An 18,566-nucleotide genomic window follows, 5' to 3' on the forward strand; every position below is an offset into this window, starting at 1 on the left:
TTTGCGCTTATTTAATTTCTTTATGCACTGTATACTTCTTCAGGATCGGATTGAATTTCTTCAGCTCCAGTCTTTCAGGGGTATTTTTTTTGTTTTTGGTGCTGATATAGCGGCTTGTACCAGGTTTGCCACTTGTTTTGTGCTCGGTACACTCCAATATCACCTGAACCCTGCTTCCTTTCTTTGCCATTTGTTATTGCTTTAGACGTTTAATTAGATTTTTTCACCTCTGCTTCTCAGCTCTTTAACGACGTTGAGAAGGCCCCTTTTATTGATGGTACGGATACCTTCAGTAGACAGTTTCAGGGTAATCCATTTATCTTCTTCAGCAAGAAAAAAGCGTTTTGTCTGCAGGTTTGGTAAAAACCGGCGCTTAGTCTTGATATTTGAGTGGGAAACGGTGTGACCACCGATTGGAACTTTCCCTGTAACCTTGCATACTCTTGCCATGACTTCCTAAAATTTTGGACGGCAAAGGTCGTAAAATCTATCCAATAATCAAAAAGAATTCAGGATTTTTTGGATTTGATTGTCCACAATGTTGATTAACAGACATTCGGTGGCAGTTTGCCATCAATTTCCACCAATTTGTCAAGCCTGATAACCAGGCCTGAATCGAGCTTCATGTATTCAACGGAATCCCTTGTATAAAGGTCCCGTATTATACCCTGGGTCTCGACCCTGGCGCTCTCATCAAGGAAAACCAACCTTACTTTTTTTCCGATGGTTGCCAGCGCTTCCAGCTCATCATAAAAATCACAATTTATCGGGACGTATTTTTCCATGCCTGTATTGTTATCAGCGTTCAAAAAGTTACCGCCGCCGGTGTTGTACATTGCGAATTTACACCAATTGCTCCGTCTTCCGGTCGGCCAGTAAAGCCTTCTGAAAGAGAACAATCCTTGAAAAAAATAGTTTGAATCGTTTTTCAGGGTCAACACATAGTCCAGAAGACCAGGAATCAGCCATGTGCTAACCGGCAAATTCTACGGTGGACCCGGCAATGGACAGCAAGTCGAGTTTCGGCTTTACCTCCATCCGGCTGTCCCAGAGTTCGGCCGCAAATTTCTTGAATTCAGGAAGTTGCTGGAGAAATTCGTGTTCCGCCTCACCGGCAAAATGATCCAGGTGCATAAAAGTCTTTCCATCTTCCATAATATACACGCTGTATTTGATTCCGGGATGGTTGATCTTTTTCAGCGCCTCCACCAGTTCCCCTATATTTTTTTTATTGGTACCGGCATAAGATTCGGTTGTTGTGTATTGCACCCTGACGATTTTCATTTTTTTATAATTTAGCCATTTAACGAATTGGTAATATTTATAGATCACTACAAAGTTATTTTAATCAGGCTGGCGGAGTGAACCGTGGGGCAGACATTTAACGGGGGCATCCACGCCAAAACCAAACCTGTCCGGCAGTTGTTAACGGGATATGAATTTCAAAGTGCACAGTTACGGTAACGTGCGCGCTATGTCATACGGTCGTTATGCACTAACTTAACTTCGTTGTTACGTGAGATGAGATATTATTGCATAAAAGTCTATTAATGTCATTAATGAGGAGAAAAACCATCGCAAGGGATATAAGCTGGCTTTCATTCAACGGCAGGGTATTACAAGAGGCAGCCGATAAAACAGTACCACTTCGGGAAAGAGTGAGGTTCCTCGGCATATTCTCAAACAATATGGACGAGTTCTTTCGTGTGCGGGTAGCCACTTTAAAAAGGATGGCAGATGTAGGCCCAAGGATAAGGAACATGCATATGGAAATTTCGCCTGAAAAAATTCTTGACCAGATCCAGGAGATCGTACTAGAACAACAGGAGGTGTTTGCTTCGGTCTGGGAAAGTATCCGCCGGGAACTTCAGAACGATAACATTCACCTTATTACCGAGCGCAGACTGAACAAGGAACAGCAGAAGTTCGTACAGACTTTCTTTGAGGAAGAGGTTCGTTCCAATATTATTCCATTGATGATTGAAAGCATCCCGCAGTTTCCTTACCTGAGGGATAAGTCCATTTATCTCGGCGTCGTGATGTCCAGGAAAAATGAGAAGATGCTCAAGACGTATTCCATTATTGAAGTACCTTCCAAAGCTATTGGTAGATTTATCAAATTACCATCGCCGGAAGGAGAACATCATATTATCCTGCTGGAAGATGTTATCCGTTATAACCTGAAGAGCATATTCTCCTATTTCGGATTTACCAGCTACCAGTCATGGGTTTTTAAGGTGACAAAAGATGCTGAGATAGATATAGATAATGATATATCGACCAGCCTGATCCAGAAGATCGAGAAAGGTGTGAAAAACCGCCGGAAGGGCAAAACGGTCCGGTTCGTATATGACCAGCAGATGGATAGCGGCCTGCTGAGCTTCCTTATGAAAAAACTCAATCTTTCTAAACGTAGCAGCCTGATACCCGGCGGGCGTATCCACAACTTCAGGCATTTCATGGATTTCCCGGATGTGTTCTCCAAAAAAAGTCATCGGAAAAAACCATTCACTCATCCGATGCTGAGGCATTCTATCCGTGTCACAGATGTTGTACTCGCGAAAGACATCATGCTGAATTTTCCTTATCACTCATTCAATACCGTGATCGACTTCCTGCGGGAAGCGGCCATTGATCCCAATGTTGTCGAGATCAAGATCACCGCATACCGGCTTGCCTCCAACTCTAAAATTGTCAATGCCCTGATCAACGCGGTAAGAAATGGGAAAAAGGTTACCGTGATGCTGGAACTGAGGGCCAGGTTCGAGGAAGAAGCCAATCTTGAGTGGAAAGAAAGACTGGAGGAAGAAGGTGTAAGAGTGCTAATGTCCATTCCTAACATGAAAGTACATGCGAAGATCTGCATGATAAAAAAACGCATCGACAATACAACCCTGCTTTATGGTTTTGTGAGCACAGGTAACCTGAACGAAAAAACTTCCACTGTTTACGCGGATCACTGCCTGCTAACCGCAAACAAACATATCATGGCAGATGTGAACCGCCTGTTTGCCTATATGGAAAAATGGAAGGAAGGAACAGACATGCTAAAAACATGCAAAACCCTGATCCCCTGCCCCACCTTTCTGCGTCGTGAATTGAACAGGCTCATCAATCGTGAAATAAAACATGCCAGGGAAGGCAAACCTGCCTCAATCATTATCAAAAGCAATTCGATAGCCGATGAGCAACTGATTGAGAAATTGTATGAGGCTGCCAAGGCCGGCGTAATGCTCAGGTTGATAGTAAGGGGAATTTTCTGCCTGTATTCCAAAAACAAAAAGTTCAAACATCCGGTTAAGGCGATCAGTATTGTGGATGAATATCTCGAACACGCCAGGGTTTTCGTATTTCATAATCTTGGTGATGAGAAGCTCTTTATCTCATCGGCCGACTGGATGGTTCGTAACCTTGACCACCGCATAGAAGTAACCTGCCCGATCCTGGATGAAAACATCAAAAAGGTAGTGAAAACCATACTTCAGATACAGTTGAATGATAATGTAAAGGCACGCTTGCTGGACAATGAACTCAGCAACCGTTATGTGCGGAACACTGATCATAAAAAGGTCAGGTCACAGGTGGAGATTTATAATTACCTGCATCAGAAAAGTGAACATGCCATAAACGTAGCCAGGTTCCAGGAAGAGTTGCTGAGTAAATCTTAGTGCCTAATATTGTTCAGAGTCATTCGGAAAGTCCTTATTTTTTACGTCACTGATATAATGTTGAACAGCTTCAGTGATCTGCTCGTGGAGATTTAGGTATTTCCGGAGAAAGCGTGGCTTGAACTCTGTATTGATGCCAAGCATGTCGTGCATTACCAGCACCTGGCCATCGCAATATTTCCCGGCACCAATGCCTATTGTTGGTATCGATAATGATTCAGACACTTCCTTTGCGAGCGTGGCTGGAATTTTTTCAAGAACAATTCCAAAGCAACCAGCCTTTTCGAGAAGCCTGGCATCGCGTTTCAGCTTTTCGGCCTCTTCCTCTTCTTTGGCACGAACAGTATATGTTCCGAATTTATAAATAGATTGAGGGGTGAGACCCAGATGTCCCATAACGGGTACACCCGCAGCCACTATACGATTAATGGATTCAAGAACTTCTTCCCCACCTTCGAGCTTGATTCCGTGTGCGCCGGTTTCCTTCATGATCCTTATTGCAGAAGACAGAGCTTCGCGGGAATTCGACTGATAAGAACCGAAAGGCAGATCCACTGTGACAAAGCTTCGGCTAACACCACGGATAACCGAAGCGGCGTGATAGATCATCTGGTCAAGGGTGATCGGTAATGTCGTTTCATGTCCGGCCATTACATTGGAAGCCGAATCACCAACCAGTATAATGTCCACACCTGCCTGGTCAAACAAACGGGCGAAAGAAAAATCGTATGCGGTCAGCATAGATATTTTTTCACCATTGGCCTTCATTTTCAGCAGTGTGTTTGTCGTTATTTTTTTTACTTCCTTGTGTATGCTCATGCGTTGGTTGTTGTGGCGGTTACTTCCTGGTAAAGGTGTTGAATCAATCCATCAGCGAGACCTATTTTTGGAACAAAGATTTCGCTGATATTGGCCCAGCGCATTACATTGATATGAATTAAAAGCGCGGGTACAATAACGTCGGCACGATCTTCTCTCAGTTTGTAAACCCGCATCCTGTCTTTAAGATTGAAACTGCTGAATTCTTTATAATAGTCTTTAAGAGACTCGACATTGAGTGACTTGCCTTCTTTCCTTTTTGACAGGGAAAATATCTTATTAATATTTCCACCCGACCCGATGGCAACGATATTTTGCGGGTAGGTCCTGGTTTCACGTCTCAGGAAGTCTTTCATCTCGTCCCAAAGAAAATCATCTACCTGGTTCTTTAACAAGCGGATGGTACCAATGTTAAAAGACCTTTTAAAGATCATCCTGGCTTCCGCAAAAAAAGTAAGTTCTGTGCTGCCGCCACCAACATCGATATACAGGTAAGAAAGCTCCTTATTCAGGTTTTCGGCTATATGATTTTCGTATATAAAGCTGGCTTCCGTATCGCCGCTGATAACCTCTATCCGGATACCTGTTTCCTGTTCCACATGTTTGATGATTCTTGAGGCATTATCGGCGTCCCGCATGGCCGATGTGGCACAAGCCTTCAGGTGCTTTACTTCATAGGCACCAAGCAAATGCCGGTAAGCATGCATGGTTTCAAGGATCATCGCTTCTTTCTCAGGGGAGATCGTTTTGTTCTCAAATACATCGAAACCCAATCTGAGCGGAACACGAACCAGGTTAAGTTTCTGAAACTGTGGCTTTCCATTGTCTCCGGGAACCACTTCCGTTATTAAAAGGCGGGCGGCGTTACTTCCGATATCTATTGCTCCTAATCTCATTCGAGCCAAAAATAATTAGTTATAACAGAACCGGCAAAAGTAAAAATCAGGCCCGATCGAAAAAAAAACTGCATCCTTTGGGGATGCAGCCTTAGATACAAAGCGTCATAGGGTTTATATTCTATGCCTTTGCAGATTATTCGCCTTGCAGCATATACGATAAATTTACTTGTTCAGGTTGTTAAACCGGCTGATCGCATCTGCGTCGAGCAATTCGTACATCTTCAGATCATCATAACGGACCTTCAGTTGTTTATAGAACGTTTTACAATCAGTGGCCACCACTTGTTTACCAATCACTTTAACTGTTTCGTAAAAAAACATTTTCATGTGCTTTTTCTCTTTTTCAAGTACCTCGATGGCTATTGCAAAATCAGCTGTCAGATCACCGTTATTAACCTTCTCTGCAAAAACAGCAACGTTTTCGGTTTGTTGATTGTTTGATTTTACCGTTAGCAACTGGCAGGCACAAACCTTCATTTCTGGTTTAATATCATAATTCGTGTCATAGGTTTTTAAGTTGGTGACAAACACAGGAGAATAAAAAAGGATTTTTTTGGGAAGTGCTCCCAGGTCGTTTGCCAGGGAATGAAAAGACACGAGGAGGAGCATGGCAAGCATGATCCGGTTAGGGAATGTAAGTTTCATGGTACAGCATTAATCAAGTTAAGAAAATAGGGTTACGGTTTCTAGAGGATGATCAGAACTTGATTGCAGAACGCCGGAGGCAGGACATAAAAAAACCTGCTGATGGCAGGTCTTTCATAGCAGATTAGGATGATGTAAATCTTGCAATAAGTTTTCATATGTCATAACTTTTACAAATTTTTTTTTGTTAAAAGCGTGCACGAGGTTGGTTTCCACGCAGTTTGGCGAGCGACTAATTACAACTTGCTTACGTATCTTGCGCCTAATAAAACGATTTATGAAAGATTTTTTGCAGTCACTTAATATAGAATCTGCTAACCCGGGCGATTCAACCGGATCAGATTGGTTTGCAAATGGAAGCCAGGTTTTGGAATCATATTCGCCTGTCGATGGAAAACTTATAGCAACGGTTCAGCCAGGTAACCGGGAAGATTATGAAAAAGTGATGGTGACTGCCCAGGAGGCCTTTACTGAATGGCGCAAATGGCCCGCACCGAAACGAGGTGAAATCGTCAGACAGATCGGCGACTCGCTCCGTAGATTAAAAGAACCACTTGGTAAACTGGTTTCCTATGAAATGGGTAAAAGTTTACAGGAAGGTTATGGTGAAGTGCAGGAAATGATTGACATCTGTGATTTTGCTGTAGGCTTATCCCGGCAGTTACACGGACTGACCATGCACAGCGAAAGAGCATTACACCGCATGTATGAGCAATGGCATCCCCTGGGTGTTACCGGTATTATCTCTGCATTTAATTTTCCGGTTGCCGTGTGGAGCTGGAACGCTATGTTGAGCTGGGTTTGCGGAAATGTGTGTGTCTGGAAACCATCAGAAAAAACGCCGCTCTGCGGAATTGCCTGCCAGCACATTGTTGCCGGTGTATTTAAGACCAACAATGTCCCTGAAGGTGTTTCATGCCTTGTTACGGGTGGTCGTGAAACCGGCGAGTGGATGGCTGCGGATACAAGAATTCCACTGGTTTCTGCTACCGGGTCAACGCGCATGGGCAAAGCGGTTGGTGCCGCCCTTGGTGCCAGACTCGGCCGGGCCTTGCTTGAACTCGGTGGAAATAACGCTATCATCATTTCTAAAGATGCCGATCTTAATATTGCAATACGCGGTGCTGTTTTCGGAGCAGTCGGTACAGCAGGCCAACGCTGTACCACCACACGGCGGCTCATCGTACATGAATCTGTTTACGACCAGGTAAAAGAAAAACTGGTCGCTGCCTATGCACAACTTCGGATAGGAGATCCCCTCGATGAACAAAATCATGTCGGGCCCCTGATAGATCAGGATGCTGTGGCTATGTATCTTGAATCGATTGAGAAATGTAAACAGGAAGGCGGAAGGTTTATTATCGAAGGAAACAAGCTCGAAGGAAATGGTTATGAAAGCGGATGTTATGTAAAACCATGTATCGCTGAGGTTGAACCTCATTTCAAAATTGTGCAACACGAAACCTTTGCACCTATTCTCTATCTGCTCAGGTATAAAACCCTTGAAGAAGCGATCGCCATACAGAATAATGTTCCGCAAGGTTTGTCTTCATCCATAATGACACTTAACCTCCGGGAAGCAGAGATCTTTTTATCTGTCACGGGAAGTGATTGCGGGATTGCCAATGTGAACATCGGTACTTCCGGAGCCGAAATCGGCGGAGCGTTTGGTGGGGAAAAAGAAACCGGCGGTGGCCGGGAATCAGGTAGTGATGCCTGGAAGAACTATATGCGGAGACAAACAAATACTATAAATTATTCTGACCAGTTGCCGCTTGCGCAGGGAATCCAGTTTATACCCTGATCCTGAGAAATTGACGCCAAAGCTCACAGCAAACTGGCAATAAAACAACATTGACAGCGTTTTATGGCCTGAGAAGATACTGCTATGAAACAAACCTGTACCCTCCTGTTGATCATCCTTGCCTTGTCCAATAACTCCTGGTCACAGGTGCGGGTCTCCCTCCTGGGTGGCCCTCAATCCTCTTCGGTTAAGGAAACAAACGACATTCCGGATTGGGAAAAAGACAAAAAGCCATTTTATCAAAATCGTAGCGGGTTTCATCTCGGCTTTATGCTTTCCGCTCCACTCAACAACAGCCAGACGGTATTTTTCCAACCCGCATTTTTGTACACGACCAAGGGCAACAAGTATTATAAACAAAACGACACCACCTCCTACAAGCCTGTGGATTCAGTGTTTTACAGCAATAATTTTTTTACGAGTTATATTGAGGTACCACTGAACCTTGCCTATCGATTAAAGCTCGGTAAAAAGGCCGGCTTAATGGTTTCGGCAGGACCCTATGTCTCTTTCTTCTTTAATGGCAAGGAAACTTCTGCCACCCGCACATTCAGGAGAGACATGGGCGCTAATCCCGATTACGAACTTGAAGAGACAGTAAAAAACATCAACCAGGAAACAATCATAGAGGTCGGTAAAGGCGAGAATAAAATCAAAACACTGGATCTGGGCTATAATCTCAGGGCCGGCTTTGATATCGGAAATGTAATGCTTACCGGCTTCTACAGTGAAGGACTCACCAGTTTCTACCAAAGCGCTTATACGGCAGATTTTAAAAACAGGGTGATAGGCGCTTCACTTTCGGTTTGGCTGAATAAAATTCCGCCGCCCGTTCCCAGGGACCTTGATGCAGACGGTGTGCCGGACAAGTCCGACAAATGTCCTGAGATTGCTGGGCTTCAAAAATATCTTGGTTGTCCTGCTACCGATACTGATAATGACGGAGTACCCGATGAATCAGATCCATGCCCGGCTGTGCCAGGTTTGGTGAAATACAGCGGTTGCCCGGTTCCCGATGGGGATAATGATGGTGTAAATGATGAGTTGGATAAATGCCCGGCGCTGGGAGGTACGCTTAAATATGAAGGATGCCCTATACCCGATACAGACGGTGACGGTATCAATGACGAAATTGATCAGTGCCCTGCTGAAAAAGGCGTACCTAAATACAATGGTTGCCCGGTTCCCGACAAGGATGGTGACGGTGTAAATGATGAAGAAGACGAATGTCCGGAATCAGCGGGTGTTGCGTCGAACAGGGGTTGCCCTGAGATCAGGCAGGAAGTAATAGAGAAAGTGAATTACGCAGCGAGAAACATCTTTTTCAACACGGGCAGCGACCAGATCCAGCGGAAATCCTATCCGGGCCTTGATGAGGTCGCATCTATCATGCAGAAATCTCCGGGACTGAAGCTGCAGATTGACGGGCACTCCGATAATACCGGCCAGGCTTCGAGAAATCTCCGGCTTTCACAACAGAGAGCGGAGGCTGTCAAAAAGTACCTGGTTTCCAAAGGCATAGCTGCAGACAGACTGGGCGCCACCGGTTATGGCGATCAAAAGCCACTCGCAGAAAACTCCACCAAACTGGGACAAAGTACAAACAGAAGGGTCGAAATGAAGTTAAAACAAGACTAGTTTAGCCCGCACACTGCAGTTTTTTTTGATCAGTGACAATAGTTGTGAACAATAATTAGCCACTCATGTAATAAAGGCATGAGTGGCTTCATTTTTGATAAATTGCCGGATTATCGTTAAGAATTCCCAAAATTGTCTATTTTGGAACGTACAGTCCAACGAAACTGTGTTTCTATACATCTAACACCGAAAGTCATAAAAACAGTCACAATGAGTAAAATGGTTAAATTAACGTTTGCCGCATGCCTCCTGGCGATCACCGGCACTTTTGCGCAGGCTCAACAGGATAAGAATCCGAGGAGTGGCGAAGTACCGAAAGGATGGCACCTGCTGGATAAAGCCTCTGAAGGTTACAGCGGGATAAGTTTGAACAAAGCCTATGAATTTATCCAGTCAAAAAATCTGAAGAGTAAGACTGTGGTTGTGGCAGTGATCGATTCGGGTATTGACACACTTCACGAAGATCTGAAAGAAGTTTTGTGGCGGAACCCGAAAGAAATTCCGGGCAACGGGAAAGATGATGATGGCAACGGGTATGTAGATGACATTTATGGATGGAATTTTCTTGGTAACAAGGATGGCAGGAATGTTACCAAAGACTCATATGAGGGTGCAAGAGTTTATCATAAATTGAAAACAAAGTATGGCGATAAGGTTGTTGATACGGCAACCCTGAAAGGAGAAGAACTCGCTGAATATAAAACATGGCTGAAAGCGAAAGCAAGGATTGAAGGTGACACAGATGAAGAAACGGTAGATGTAGTTTTGTTACGCCGCGTGTTGAGGAGCGCTCAGAAAAATGACAGTACGCTTCGTATCGCACTCAAAAAAGATACTTTCACCGGATTGGATCTTGAAAAATTTGAAACAGCTGAATCCGGACCGAAAAGCGCGAAGGCTTCCATGTTGTACCTCTTTAAGGCTAACAATATGATGGAAGTTAGCAATGTCGAATTCCTTGAAGGTTTTGGTGAATTTATCAGTGGTGAGGAAGCAAAAGCAGAAGGCAAGACAACAGCAAAGTCAAGTGCTCCAAAAAATTATCGCGGCGAAATAACCGGGGATAATGAGAGTGATATAAATGATAAATTCTATGGCAACGGCGATGTGATGGCCACTACCCCATTCCATGGCACGCACGTTTCGGGTATCATAGCCGCCTCAAGAGCTAATGGCAAAGGTATAGATGGCATTGCCGACAACGTTAAGATCATGATGATCCGCGCGGTTCCGGATGGTGATGAACATGATAAAGACGTTGCACTTGCAATCCGCTATGCGGTGGACAATGGTGCGAAGATCATCAATATGTCTTTCGGCAAGGATTTTTCTCCTGAGAAAAAATGGGTTGATGAAGCGGTAAAATATGCAGAGTCAAAAGGTGTTCTGCTTGTCCATGCAGCAGGCAACGATGCAAAAAATATTGATACTGCAGATAACTTTCCAAATAACATCGAAGCAGGGACAAATAACCGGGCTTCAAACTGGATTACAGTTGGCGCAAGCGGTGATGATAAAGCCGGTGGTATCACTGCATCCTTCTCAAACTATGGTAAAGACCAGGTTGATGTGTTCGCACCTGGTGTCAGAATTTATTCTACAATCCCCGGTGGAACAACCTATGGCAACGCGCAGGGAACCTCTATGGCATCGCCGGTTGTTGCAGGCGCTGCGGCTTTCCTGCTGGAATATTTTCCTTACCTGAGTCCTAAACAAGTTAAATATTGCCTGGAAAAATCGGCACAGCCGCTGTCTGCTAAAGTCAGAAAGCCAGGAACTGATGAGATGGTAAATCTGTCAGAGATAAGCCGTACCGGTGGTGTGATCAATGTATATGAAGCAGCAAAAATTGCGTCTGCATTGAAGCCTGAGGGCACAGAGACACCAGCGACTAAAAATCCTAAACCGACGATGAAGAACAAAAAAGGATAGGTTCCGGGGTTAATAAATTATTATTTTTTCGAAACATAACGGGAGCCATAAGATCACAGCGGGTGATTTTATGGCTCCTGTTTTATCCTCTACCCGAATTAGGCCATATTTGCATATATTCATAACACCTAACATTAATTGAGTATTATGATCTCCAGACCTGATGCTATCGCCGCTGAATCTTTTTGGACCTATATCAACCTCGTCAAAGAAAAAGATCCGATAGTTGCCCTGAAGAAAAACACAAAAAGTTTTCGCAAACTCCTCAAAAGAATACCCCGCAAGAAAATCAATTTCAGCTACGCCGAAGGTAAATGGACATTAAAAGAGATGATGCAGCATATTATTGATGCAGAGCGGGTGTTTACCTACCGCGCACTGACGTTTTCCCGTAAGGATGCTGCTCAGCTACCGGGGTTTGATGAAAACGAATGGGCGATTACCTCCAAAGCCGTCAAACGTAAATGGGATGACCTTGTTGATGAGTTTGAGTGTCTCCGGGCCTCCACTGAATTTATGTTTGCTTCGCTGGACGAAGATCAGCTGCTACATGCCGGTATCGCGAACGGGAAAGCAATGAACGCAATGGCGCTTGCATTTGTTTGTTCAGGACACGTAACACATCATATGAATATCATGCTCGAACGATATCTTGCAGATGTAGATCTTAAAGCCGGAAAGAAAAAGAAGAAGGTCTGAGTTTAGATCTGATGAATGCTCTCCACATCCGGACTGTGACTTTTGCCGTCGTAATAGGCAAGAATTTTTTTCGTAAAAACAGCATACAGTTCTGCCAGGTCCGGATAATTTTTCAGGCTCTCGAGGTGACCGGCAATGGTCGAATGATCATGTCTCATGGCAGGTCCCGTCTGCACCTGGTTTGGCTTAAGATAGTTTAGTCTCTCTGCAGTTTCAGCAATCAACGGGGTTAACAGGCGGAAGTCAAGGTTTTCATTTGCGCAATAATCTGCCGCCAGTGTATAAAGATGGTTTGAAAAATTATTCATGATCACGGCGGCAATATGAAGCTGAGATCTTTTTTTGTCATTGGCCAGGTGCACGTTACCTGAAATCGTTTGTGCAAAATCAAATAACGCCGTTTTTGCCGGTTCATCATTTCCATCAATCAACAGCGGTATCTCCGGTAGCGTAACAGATTCTTTCCTGATTGTCTGTAAAGGGTATATCACTCCATATTGCGCACTACAGCCTTGAAGAGCATCCTTTGAAACGGAACCTGCAGTATGGGCCACAAGTTTATCACTGACCCTGAGCCACTCTGCAATTCCGGGTATAGCGTTGTCAGCAACCGAGACCAGGTAAAGGTCGGCCGTCCTGTTCACGGCAACGGGTTCAATGCATGGCAATGCACCGGTTTCTTTGGCAAGCCTTGCAGCGGCACTTCCGTTCCGGCTATAGACCTGGATGATGTCATGGCCGGCAACATAAATCTTTCGACCAAGAACAGTAGCTACATTGCCGGACCCTATGATGACTATACGCATAATATATTTTGGTATTCGTGCCTGTGCCGATAGATTTGCGCTTACAACCTGCCAGATCATGAAGTTAGTACAAAAATTAGGGCTTGCATACTATAGGGCCAACCTTCAGCTGCTTTCACTGGTGTCGCCAAAAAAAGCCGCAAAACAAGCCTTCAAAATATTCTCTACTCCTTTCAACGGATCTTCAGGCATCCCGGCACCTATATTTGAAGAAGGTGAATTACTAAGTTTTCATCTGGACAATATACTGATCAGTGGCTTTCGCTGGAACCATCCAGCCCGAAAAAAAGTACTGATCGTTCATGGCTTTGAATCAAGTTCAACAAATTTTCACCAGTATATCAGCGCACTCATAAAACTTGATTTTGAGGTGCTTGCTTTTGATGCGCCGGCACATGGCCGATCGGGAGGCAAAAGAATTCTCCTGCCCGATTATGTAAATACTATTCATGCGGCCATTGAAAGATTCGGACCAGTCGATTGTTACATCGCGCATTCATTTGGCGGCCTCGCACTGATGCACGCACTGGAAACTATTCCCGATGCAGAGATCAGCAAAGTAGCACTCATTGCACCAGCAACCGAAACCACCTCTGCGGTTGACAGGTTTTTCAGAATTTTCAATCTGAACCACGCTGTAAGAAAGCATTTTGATGAACTGGTGATCAAACGAGGTGGGGAGGAAACGGCGCATTATTCTATAAGGCGCGCGATTAACCATACAAGAGCTTCCATATTATGGATACATGACGATACCGACAAGATCACCCCGATTGAGGATGCAATAAGGGTAAAAAATGATGGTCATTCCCACCTCGAATTTCTTCAAACCACCGGCCTCGGTCATCGCAGGATTTACAAGGATGAAGTGGTAATCCAAAAGGTGATGGATTTTCTGAAAAACTGATCAACTCAGTTATTCCGCCCCTTGATCATCGGTACAAACGAAAAATTATCAAAGACTTCCTCTTCGACCGTCCCATCACTGTGTTTCGTTAAACGTAACATTTGCTGAACTTCGGGTCCGCCAACGGGTATAACCATCTTCCCGTTTACTTTGAGTTGTTCGATCAGTTTGGGCGGAACATATTCAGCAGCTGCCGTAACTATGATTTTATCGAAAGGTGCAAACGTTGGCAATCCTTCATATCCATCCCCGTAGAAGTATTTTATACTCGTGTACTTGTTCCGTAATACAAAACTCTTATGCTGTTCAAATAATTTCCGCTGCCTTTCAATGGTGAAAACCTGCGCACCCAGCTCGGCCAGTATTATTGCCTGGTAACCACTACCGGTGCCGATCTCCAGTACCTTTTCAAAAGGTTTCAGTTCGAGAAGCTGTGTCTGGTAAGCTACGGTATAAGGCTGCGAGATAGTCTGGTCCTCTGCGATCGGAAACGCTTTGTCTTCATAAGCTGATTTATCGAATGCTGAATCCAGGAAATAATGCCTTGGAACATTCATAATAGCAGCAAGCACGCGCTCATCTGTAATGCCTTTATCACGAACAGTATCAACGAGTTTTTTTCGCAACCCCTTATGGCGGTAATTGTCTTCAAATGTTCTCATAAGCAATGGCAAATATACATCAAAACAAAAAAGTCAGCTCATCATCCGGCCCTTCTGCTGCCTTCATATAATTCGTATTCAAGCAGACGGCAATCGATGGTACTGGTGTAAAATTCTATTTTTCTCGAAGCCTTCAGCCCGATTTTTTTGGCAAGTTCAAGGTTCCCGGTAAACACATATCCAAAATAACCACCACATTTCTTTTTCATAAAATCCCCTATTCGGTTATAGGTTTGCGTTAGTTCAGCGCTTTGCCCGAGCCTCTCACCGTATTCCGGATTAATAAACATTACTCCCTTCTTTCCTTCAGGAACCTCTGTATCTGCAAAATCACAAACATCGAAGCGGATCATGTCATCCACCCCTGCTGCCCTTGCGTTTTTACGCGCATTTTCAATGGCCTGGTTGCTATAGTCGGTAGCTATAATAGTAAGATCCGGGACATCTATGATTTGATTTTCCAGCCGTCCCCGTTCTTCCAGGTAATCCTGCTCGTTGTATTGTTGAAGATGCATGAATGCAAAGTTCGTCCTGAATAAGCCGGGGCGGGTATTCGTTGCCAGCATGGCTGCTTCTATAGCGAGTGTGCCTGACCCGCACATGGGATTCACAAATGGTGCACTTCGGTTCCACCTTGTGGCCATTATTGTGGATGCAGCCAGCGCCTCAAGCATCGGCGCTCTTCCCGGTATCCTCCGGTACCCATGTCTTGCCAGCGAATCACCTGAAGTATCCGCAAAAATTTCAGCCTGATCGTTTTTCCAGAAAAGATGAATGACGGTCCCGTTAAGTTCGGCTCCGGTTGCCGGCCTGCTACCTCTCTGATCCCGGAGGCGATCCACTATCGCATCTTTAACCCTCAGGTTCGCAAACATGCTGTTATTGATGGTGTCGTTCATCACATTGCTTGTCACCGAAAAATAACCGGGATCAGGAACAAGATTTTCCCAGGGAAAGTCTTTTAGTTCGCGGTAGATGGCATCCGCATTCTCCGCGCGGAATCTCCCAAGGCTATAGAGTACCTGGCTGGCGGATCGTAAACTTAAATTCAGGCGGATGCAGTCCGTAACTGTGCCTGTTACGCGCACTCCCGTTATGAAGGTTTCCTCTACCGTGAATCCAAGTTCCCTTACCTCTGCCTCAAGATATGAAGCCAGCCTTTTGTGACAGGTGATGGTAATCGGTGCCGGGCTGTTAAATACATTCATGATCCGCGAAGGTAACCGCTTCCGGACTTAAACAATAGTCACCCGGATGAAATTATGCTGTGATTTTTTACGGGACATGCCTGGTCATTTGGCGCCATCAATGCCCTTCTGGTTATCTCCGGCGTGATCGTTCGGAGTGAATGATGCATTTTCGATCTTGATCACTACTTCATTCGGCCACCGGGCTCTTCTTTTACCCGTAACAATGGCTTATCGACCGTAAAACAGCGAAGTGACTGGTTACACTATTCTGATCGCAGGGATTTTACAGGGTTAGCTGATGCCGCTTTAATGGATTGAAAGCTGATGGTTATTGCAGCGACCAACAGGGATAGCATAAATGCAACCAGGAAATAGCCGGCATGGAGATCTATCCGGTTTACAAAAGTCTGGAGCCATGAACTCATTGCGAGATATCCGAGCGGTGTGGCAATTACAAAGGCGATTAATATCAGCCAGGTAAACTCCTTTGAAAAAAGATAAACAATCCCGTTAACCGAAGAGCCAAGCACCTTTCGTATTCCAATTTCCTTTTGTCTTTGCGCTGCCAGGAAAGCAACGAGTCCGTAAAGTCCCATACAACCAATAACTATGGCAATAACCACAAAGATCTTGAAGCCCTGGAACATGACATCTTCCAACACATAAAACGCCTTATGTTTAATGTAGTCGTTGAGGGTATTCATTTTATAAATATTATCAGGGTATACAGATTCCCAACTGGTTTTTATAAATGAATGCAACGATGCATCGGCCGGTTGGCTTAAGCGTATTCCGGCCATGTTCACCCAATTGAGCCCGTAGAACAACAGGCAGGGTTGAACCTCCTGCTGCAGCGAAGTATTATAAAAATCGTCTGTTACCCCAACGATAGTGGCATGGTCACGGTTGTTTACAAGGATCTGTTTTCCAATAGCGGCATCCGGTGACTCAAAACCCATTTTCTGAACAGCCTTTTTGTTTAGCAGCACATTGTATTGAAGCATGCTATCGTTTAGCATCACCTGGTCAGACTTAAGCAAATCTCTGCCAGCTATCAGCCTGATATCAAAAGTCTTCAGATAGTCATTGTCAACAAACTTTCTTTCCATAGCCAGGTTGTCTGCAATTGCCGCCTGCGGCAGTCTCACGTCGCTGAACCCAGTGCTTGCCGAAGTCGGGGGGCCGGAATTAAAACTGACTGCAGCAATCTTTGGTCTTGAGCCGAGTAATGTTTTGAACCGCTCCAGTTTCTGCTGGTCATTACCCGGCATTTCAACCGTCAGCACTCCCTCCTTTTGATATCCGGGGTCCTTGCTATAGAAATAATTCATTTGAGTAGCAACAACCACTGTTCCAATGATGAGTAGCTGCGTCACAATAAATTGGGTAACCACGAGTGCTTTCCTAAGTGAGAAACGGTTTGTGAACCCGGTGTTTTTTGACCTGATGCCATTTTTTAAGGCCAGGATCGGTTTGAAGGAAGCCATTCTACTGGCCGGATAAAAACCTGCCGCAAAGGTGATAAACAAGGCCAGCACAAACAGGAAGACAATCACGGTCCAATCCAGGTGCAATCCGAAATCAACAACAAAAGCGAGATAATTATTGAAGGCGTCCAGGAACCAGTCAGCCATCAATGCAGCCAGTACAGAGGCCAGCAAAGTAAGGATGAAGGTTTCGCTAAGGAACCTCGTGATTAATTGCCATTTCCGGCTTCCCAGCGTTTTGCGGATCCCAATCTCCCGTGAACGATTGATAGACTGGGCCGTTGCCAGGTTTACAAAGTTTATGCAGGCTGTTAACAGCACTATTGAACCCATAACAATAAAAGCGATCACCAGGATACCTGGGGTGGCATACAGGGTTCCACCATACTTTTCATCAGTGTGCACCTGTTTAAGCGGTTGGGAGTGGTAGGTTATCCGTTTTGCGTAATCAGCGGGCAGATACCTATTTTTAAAACCAACAAGCTGTGCATCCAATTTTGTGGCGCTTAAGTTTTCAGGAAGGGTCACAAACGTATAGCTTTCAGAATAATTGTCAAGCCACTTTGATACAGTAGCCGGATTCTTTCTTTCAAAATCTTTAAATGGGAGCAACAAATTACAGGGGATGTTACTGTTTCTTGGCATATCAGCAATGACAGCAGAAATACGATAAGGCTCTTTATTAACAATAACAGACTTGCCCACCAGGCTTCCGTAATCAGTTGTACCCTGCCCAAAAAACTTGTCTGCCAGTTTTTTGGTCAGCACAACTTCGTCCGGAGAAGATAGTAGTCCTTTGGGATCCCCGGCAATAAGAGGAAAATCGAAAGTATTGAAAAAGAATTCATCAGCATAAGTAGCTTCTTTTTCTTCGAACAGTTTTCGTTGACCAGCTCCCTCTCCGATCTGCACTACAACGGTATTCCGCACATACACCTGGGTAACGGTTTCGAGCTGCGGGAAATCGTTTCTCAGCGCCCTGGCCACCGGAAAGCTCGTGTACCCGCCGAATTCGAGTCCCTGTGATGTTTTATCTTCAAAAACAATACGGTGGATCCTGTCGGCTTTGGAATGAAAATGATCGAAGGTCTTTTCATGCTTCAGGAAAACATATATAGCGATACAGCAGGCAATACTGACCGCAAGGCCCGTTACATTTATGAATGTGCCGAGTTTGTTTCTGGTGAGGTTCCTGAAAATCGTAACAAAATAATTCCTGATCATACCAATGTTTGAGTTGATTAATGCTTAAGGGTATGATCTCATCGTACCAATTTGGATGCCCGATGAGCAAATTACTGGTTCCTAAAAAGTTATCATTTCATGGCAGCAAAATGCTGTACGCTTTCGATACAATTGTTGTGCGTTATTGAGGTGAGAATTGTTCGAAATTAACGGAGAATAGTGTAC

The 18,566-nt window shown here is 44.6% G+C and carries 17 protein-coding genes; 6 read left to right on the forward strand and 11 right to left on the reverse strand.

Annotated elements, in window-relative coordinates:
* Positions 1-7 precede the first annotated feature (7 nt).
* The 4 genes from rpmG to ACX0G7_RS15920 all read right to left on the reverse strand — a co-directional run bounded on the left by rpmG (position 8) and on the right by ACX0G7_RS15920 (position 1,284).
* Entirely contained in the window at positions 8-190 is a 183-nt protein-coding gene (gene rpmG, locus ACX0G7_RS15905) for a 50S ribosomal protein L33 (protein WP_458924490.1), read from the reverse strand.
* Positions 191-213: 23 nt separating this feature from the next.
* Positions 214-450 (reverse strand): 50S ribosomal protein L28, encoded by a 237-nt coding sequence (gene rpmB, locus ACX0G7_RS15910; RefSeq protein ID WP_458924491.1) that lies wholly within the window; start codon positions 448-450, stop codon positions 214-216.
* A 95-nt stretch (positions 451-545) separates the two neighbouring features.
* Positions 546-785, reverse strand: coding sequence for a hypothetical protein (locus tag ACX0G7_RS15915; RefSeq protein ID WP_458924492.1), 240 nt, complete (start codon positions 783-785; stop codon positions 546-548).
* A gap of 187 nt (positions 786-972) precedes the next feature.
* The gene (locus ACX0G7_RS15920; protein ID WP_458924493.1) at positions 973-1,284 is read right to left on the reverse strand and encodes a hypothetical protein; all 312 of its coding nucleotides are present in this window, start codon (positions 1,282-1,284) and stop codon (positions 973-975) included.
* Positions 1,285-1,559: 275 nt separating this feature from the next.
* On the opposite strand from ACX0G7_RS15920, the gene ppk1 reads away from it, so the two are divergent.
* Positions 1,560-3,668: a polyphosphate kinase 1 gene (ppk1, locus tag ACX0G7_RS15925; RefSeq protein WP_458924494.1), complete on the forward strand. Its 2,109-nt coding sequence runs from the start codon at positions 1,560-1,562 to the stop codon at positions 3,666-3,668.
* A gap of 3 nt (positions 3,669-3,671) precedes the next feature.
* Here the strand turns inward: ppk1 and panB are convergent, their stop codons facing one another.
* The 3 genes from panB to ACX0G7_RS15940 all read right to left on the reverse strand — a co-directional run bounded on the left by panB (position 3,672) and on the right by ACX0G7_RS15940 (position 6,031).
* Positions 3,672-4,487 carry a 3-methyl-2-oxobutanoate hydroxymethyltransferase gene (gene panB / locus ACX0G7_RS15930; protein ID WP_458924495.1) on the reverse strand — a complete coding sequence of 272 codons (816 nt, stop codon included), beginning with the start codon at positions 4,485-4,487 and terminating at the stop codon, positions 3,672-3,674.
* Positions 4,484-5,383 (reverse strand): Ppx/GppA phosphatase family protein, encoded by a 900-nt coding sequence (locus ACX0G7_RS15935; RefSeq protein WP_458924496.1) that lies wholly within the window; start codon positions 5,381-5,383, stop codon positions 4,484-4,486. The genes panB and ACX0G7_RS15935 overlap by 4 nt, the downstream gene beginning before the upstream one ends.
* Before the next feature lie 165 nt (positions 5,384-5,548).
* Positions 5,549-6,031 carry a hypothetical protein gene (locus ACX0G7_RS15940; protein ID WP_458924497.1) on the reverse strand — a complete coding sequence of 161 codons (483 nt, stop codon included), beginning with the start codon at positions 6,029-6,031 and terminating at the stop codon, positions 5,549-5,551.
* A 277-nt stretch (positions 6,032-6,308) separates the two neighbouring features.
* Here ACX0G7_RS15940 and amaB point away from each other — a divergent pair, with 277 nt between their 5' ends.
* From amaB to ACX0G7_RS15960, 4 genes are all read left to right on the forward strand, one after another.
* Positions 6,309-7,835, forward strand: a complete 1,527-nt coding sequence (gene amaB, locus ACX0G7_RS15945) for an L-piperidine-6-carboxylate dehydrogenase (RefSeq protein WP_458924498.1) — start codon at positions 6,309-6,311, stop codon at positions 7,833-7,835.
* A gap of 84 nt (positions 7,836-7,919) precedes the next feature.
* Positions 7,920-9,473, forward strand: a complete 1,554-nt coding sequence (locus ACX0G7_RS15950) for an OmpA family protein (RefSeq protein WP_458924499.1) — start codon at positions 7,920-7,922, stop codon at positions 9,471-9,473.
* A gap of 210 nt (positions 9,474-9,683) precedes the next feature.
* Positions 9,684-11,405, forward strand: coding sequence for a S8 family peptidase (locus tag ACX0G7_RS15955; protein ID WP_458924500.1), 1,722 nt, complete (start codon positions 9,684-9,686; stop codon positions 11,403-11,405).
* A gap of 147 nt (positions 11,406-11,552) precedes the next feature.
* On the forward strand, positions 11,553-12,104 hold the full coding sequence (locus ACX0G7_RS15960; protein ID WP_458924501.1) for a DinB family protein: 552 nt from the start codon (positions 11,553-11,555) through the stop codon (positions 12,102-12,104).
* Positions 12,105-12,106: 2 nt separating this feature from the next.
* Here the strand turns inward: ACX0G7_RS15960 and ACX0G7_RS15965 are convergent, their stop codons facing one another.
* Positions 12,107-12,910, reverse strand: coding sequence for a Rossmann-like and DUF2520 domain-containing protein (locus ACX0G7_RS15965; protein WP_458924502.1), 804 nt, complete (start codon positions 12,908-12,910; stop codon positions 12,107-12,109).
* 58 nt (positions 12,911-12,968) lie between these two features.
* Between ACX0G7_RS15965 and ACX0G7_RS15970 the strand changes: the two genes are divergently transcribed.
* Positions 12,969-13,817, forward strand: coding sequence for an alpha/beta hydrolase (locus ACX0G7_RS15970; RefSeq protein WP_458924503.1), 849 nt, complete (start codon positions 12,969-12,971; stop codon positions 13,815-13,817).
* Positions 13,818-13,822: 5 nt separating this feature from the next.
* Here ACX0G7_RS15970 and ACX0G7_RS15975 read toward each other — a convergent pair whose 3' ends face one another.
* From ACX0G7_RS15975 to ACX0G7_RS15985, 3 genes are all read right to left on the reverse strand, one after another.
* On the reverse strand, positions 13,823-14,479 hold the full coding sequence (locus ACX0G7_RS15975; protein ID WP_458924504.1) for a protein-L-isoaspartate(D-aspartate) O-methyltransferase: 657 nt from the start codon (positions 14,477-14,479) through the stop codon (positions 13,823-13,825).
* A gap of 41 nt (positions 14,480-14,520) precedes the next feature.
* The gene (locus ACX0G7_RS15980; RefSeq protein WP_458924505.1) at positions 14,521-15,687 is read right to left on the reverse strand and encodes a THUMP domain-containing class I SAM-dependent RNA methyltransferase; all 1,167 of its coding nucleotides are present in this window, start codon (positions 15,685-15,687) and stop codon (positions 14,521-14,523) included.
* 245 nt (positions 15,688-15,932) lie between these two features.
* Positions 15,933-18,380, reverse strand: coding sequence for an ABC transporter permease (locus ACX0G7_RS15985; protein WP_458924506.1), 2,448 nt, complete (start codon positions 18,378-18,380; stop codon positions 15,933-15,935).
* Between the last annotated feature and the right edge of the window lie 186 nt (positions 18,381-18,566).

This window comes from Flavitalea antarctica, assembly GCF_054461535.1.

What these genes read in the sequence shown, in the direction of transcription:
- rpmG (WP_458924490.1), bottom strand. Translation starts at nt 190, where the DNA reads ATGGCAAAGAAAGGAAGCAGGGTTCAGGTGATATTGGAGTGTACCGAG.
- rpmB (WP_458924491.1), bottom strand. Translation starts at nt 450, where the DNA reads ATGGCAAGAGTATGCAAGGTTACAGGGAAAGTTCCAATCGGTGGTCAC.
- ACX0G7_RS15915 (WP_458924492.1), bottom strand. Translation starts at nt 785, where the DNA reads ATGGAAAAATACGTCCCGATAAATTGTGATTTTTATGATGAGCTGGAA.
- ACX0G7_RS15920 (WP_458924493.1), bottom strand. Translation starts at nt 1,284, where the DNA reads ATGAAAATCGTCAGGGTGCAATACACAACAACCGAATCTTATGCCGGT.
- ppk1 (WP_458924494.1), top strand. Translation starts at nt 1,560, where the DNA reads ATGAGGAGAAAAACCATCGCAAGGGATATAAGCTGGCTTTCATTCAAC.
- panB (WP_458924495.1), bottom strand. Translation starts at nt 4,487, where the DNA reads ATGAGCATACACAAGGAAGTAAAAAAAATAACGACAAACACACTGCTG.
- ACX0G7_RS15935 (WP_458924496.1), bottom strand. Translation starts at nt 5,383, where the DNA reads ATGAGATTAGGAGCAATAGATATCGGAAGTAACGCCGCCCGCCTTTTA.
- ACX0G7_RS15940 (WP_458924497.1), bottom strand. Translation starts at nt 6,031, where the DNA reads ATGAAACTTACATTCCCTAACCGGATCATGCTTGCCATGCTCCTCCTC.
- amaB (WP_458924498.1), top strand. Translation starts at nt 6,309, where the DNA reads ATGAAAGATTTTTTGCAGTCACTTAATATAGAATCTGCTAACCCGGGC.
- ACX0G7_RS15950 (WP_458924499.1), top strand. Translation starts at nt 7,920, where the DNA reads ATGAAACAAACCTGTACCCTCCTGTTGATCATCCTTGCCTTGTCCAAT.
- ACX0G7_RS15955 (WP_458924500.1), top strand. Translation starts at nt 9,684, where the DNA reads ATGAGTAAAATGGTTAAATTAACGTTTGCCGCATGCCTCCTGGCGATC.
- ACX0G7_RS15960 (WP_458924501.1), top strand. Translation starts at nt 11,553, where the DNA reads ATGATCTCCAGACCTGATGCTATCGCCGCTGAATCTTTTTGGACCTAT.
- ACX0G7_RS15965 (WP_458924502.1), bottom strand. Translation starts at nt 12,910, where the DNA reads ATGCGTATAGTCATCATAGGGTCCGGCAATGTAGCTACTGTTCTTGGT.
- ACX0G7_RS15970 (WP_458924503.1), top strand. Translation starts at nt 12,969, where the DNA reads ATGAAGTTAGTACAAAAATTAGGGCTTGCATACTATAGGGCCAACCTT.
- ACX0G7_RS15975 (WP_458924504.1), bottom strand. Translation starts at nt 14,479, where the DNA reads ATGAGAACATTTGAAGACAATTACCGCCATAAGGGGTTGCGAAAAAAA.
- ACX0G7_RS15980 (WP_458924505.1), bottom strand. Translation starts at nt 15,687, where the DNA reads ATGAATGTATTTAACAGCCCGGCACCGATTACCATCACCTGTCACAAA.
- ACX0G7_RS15985 (WP_458924506.1), bottom strand. Translation starts at nt 18,380, where the DNA reads ATGATCAGGAATTATTTTGTTACGATTTTCAGGAACCTCACCAGAAAC.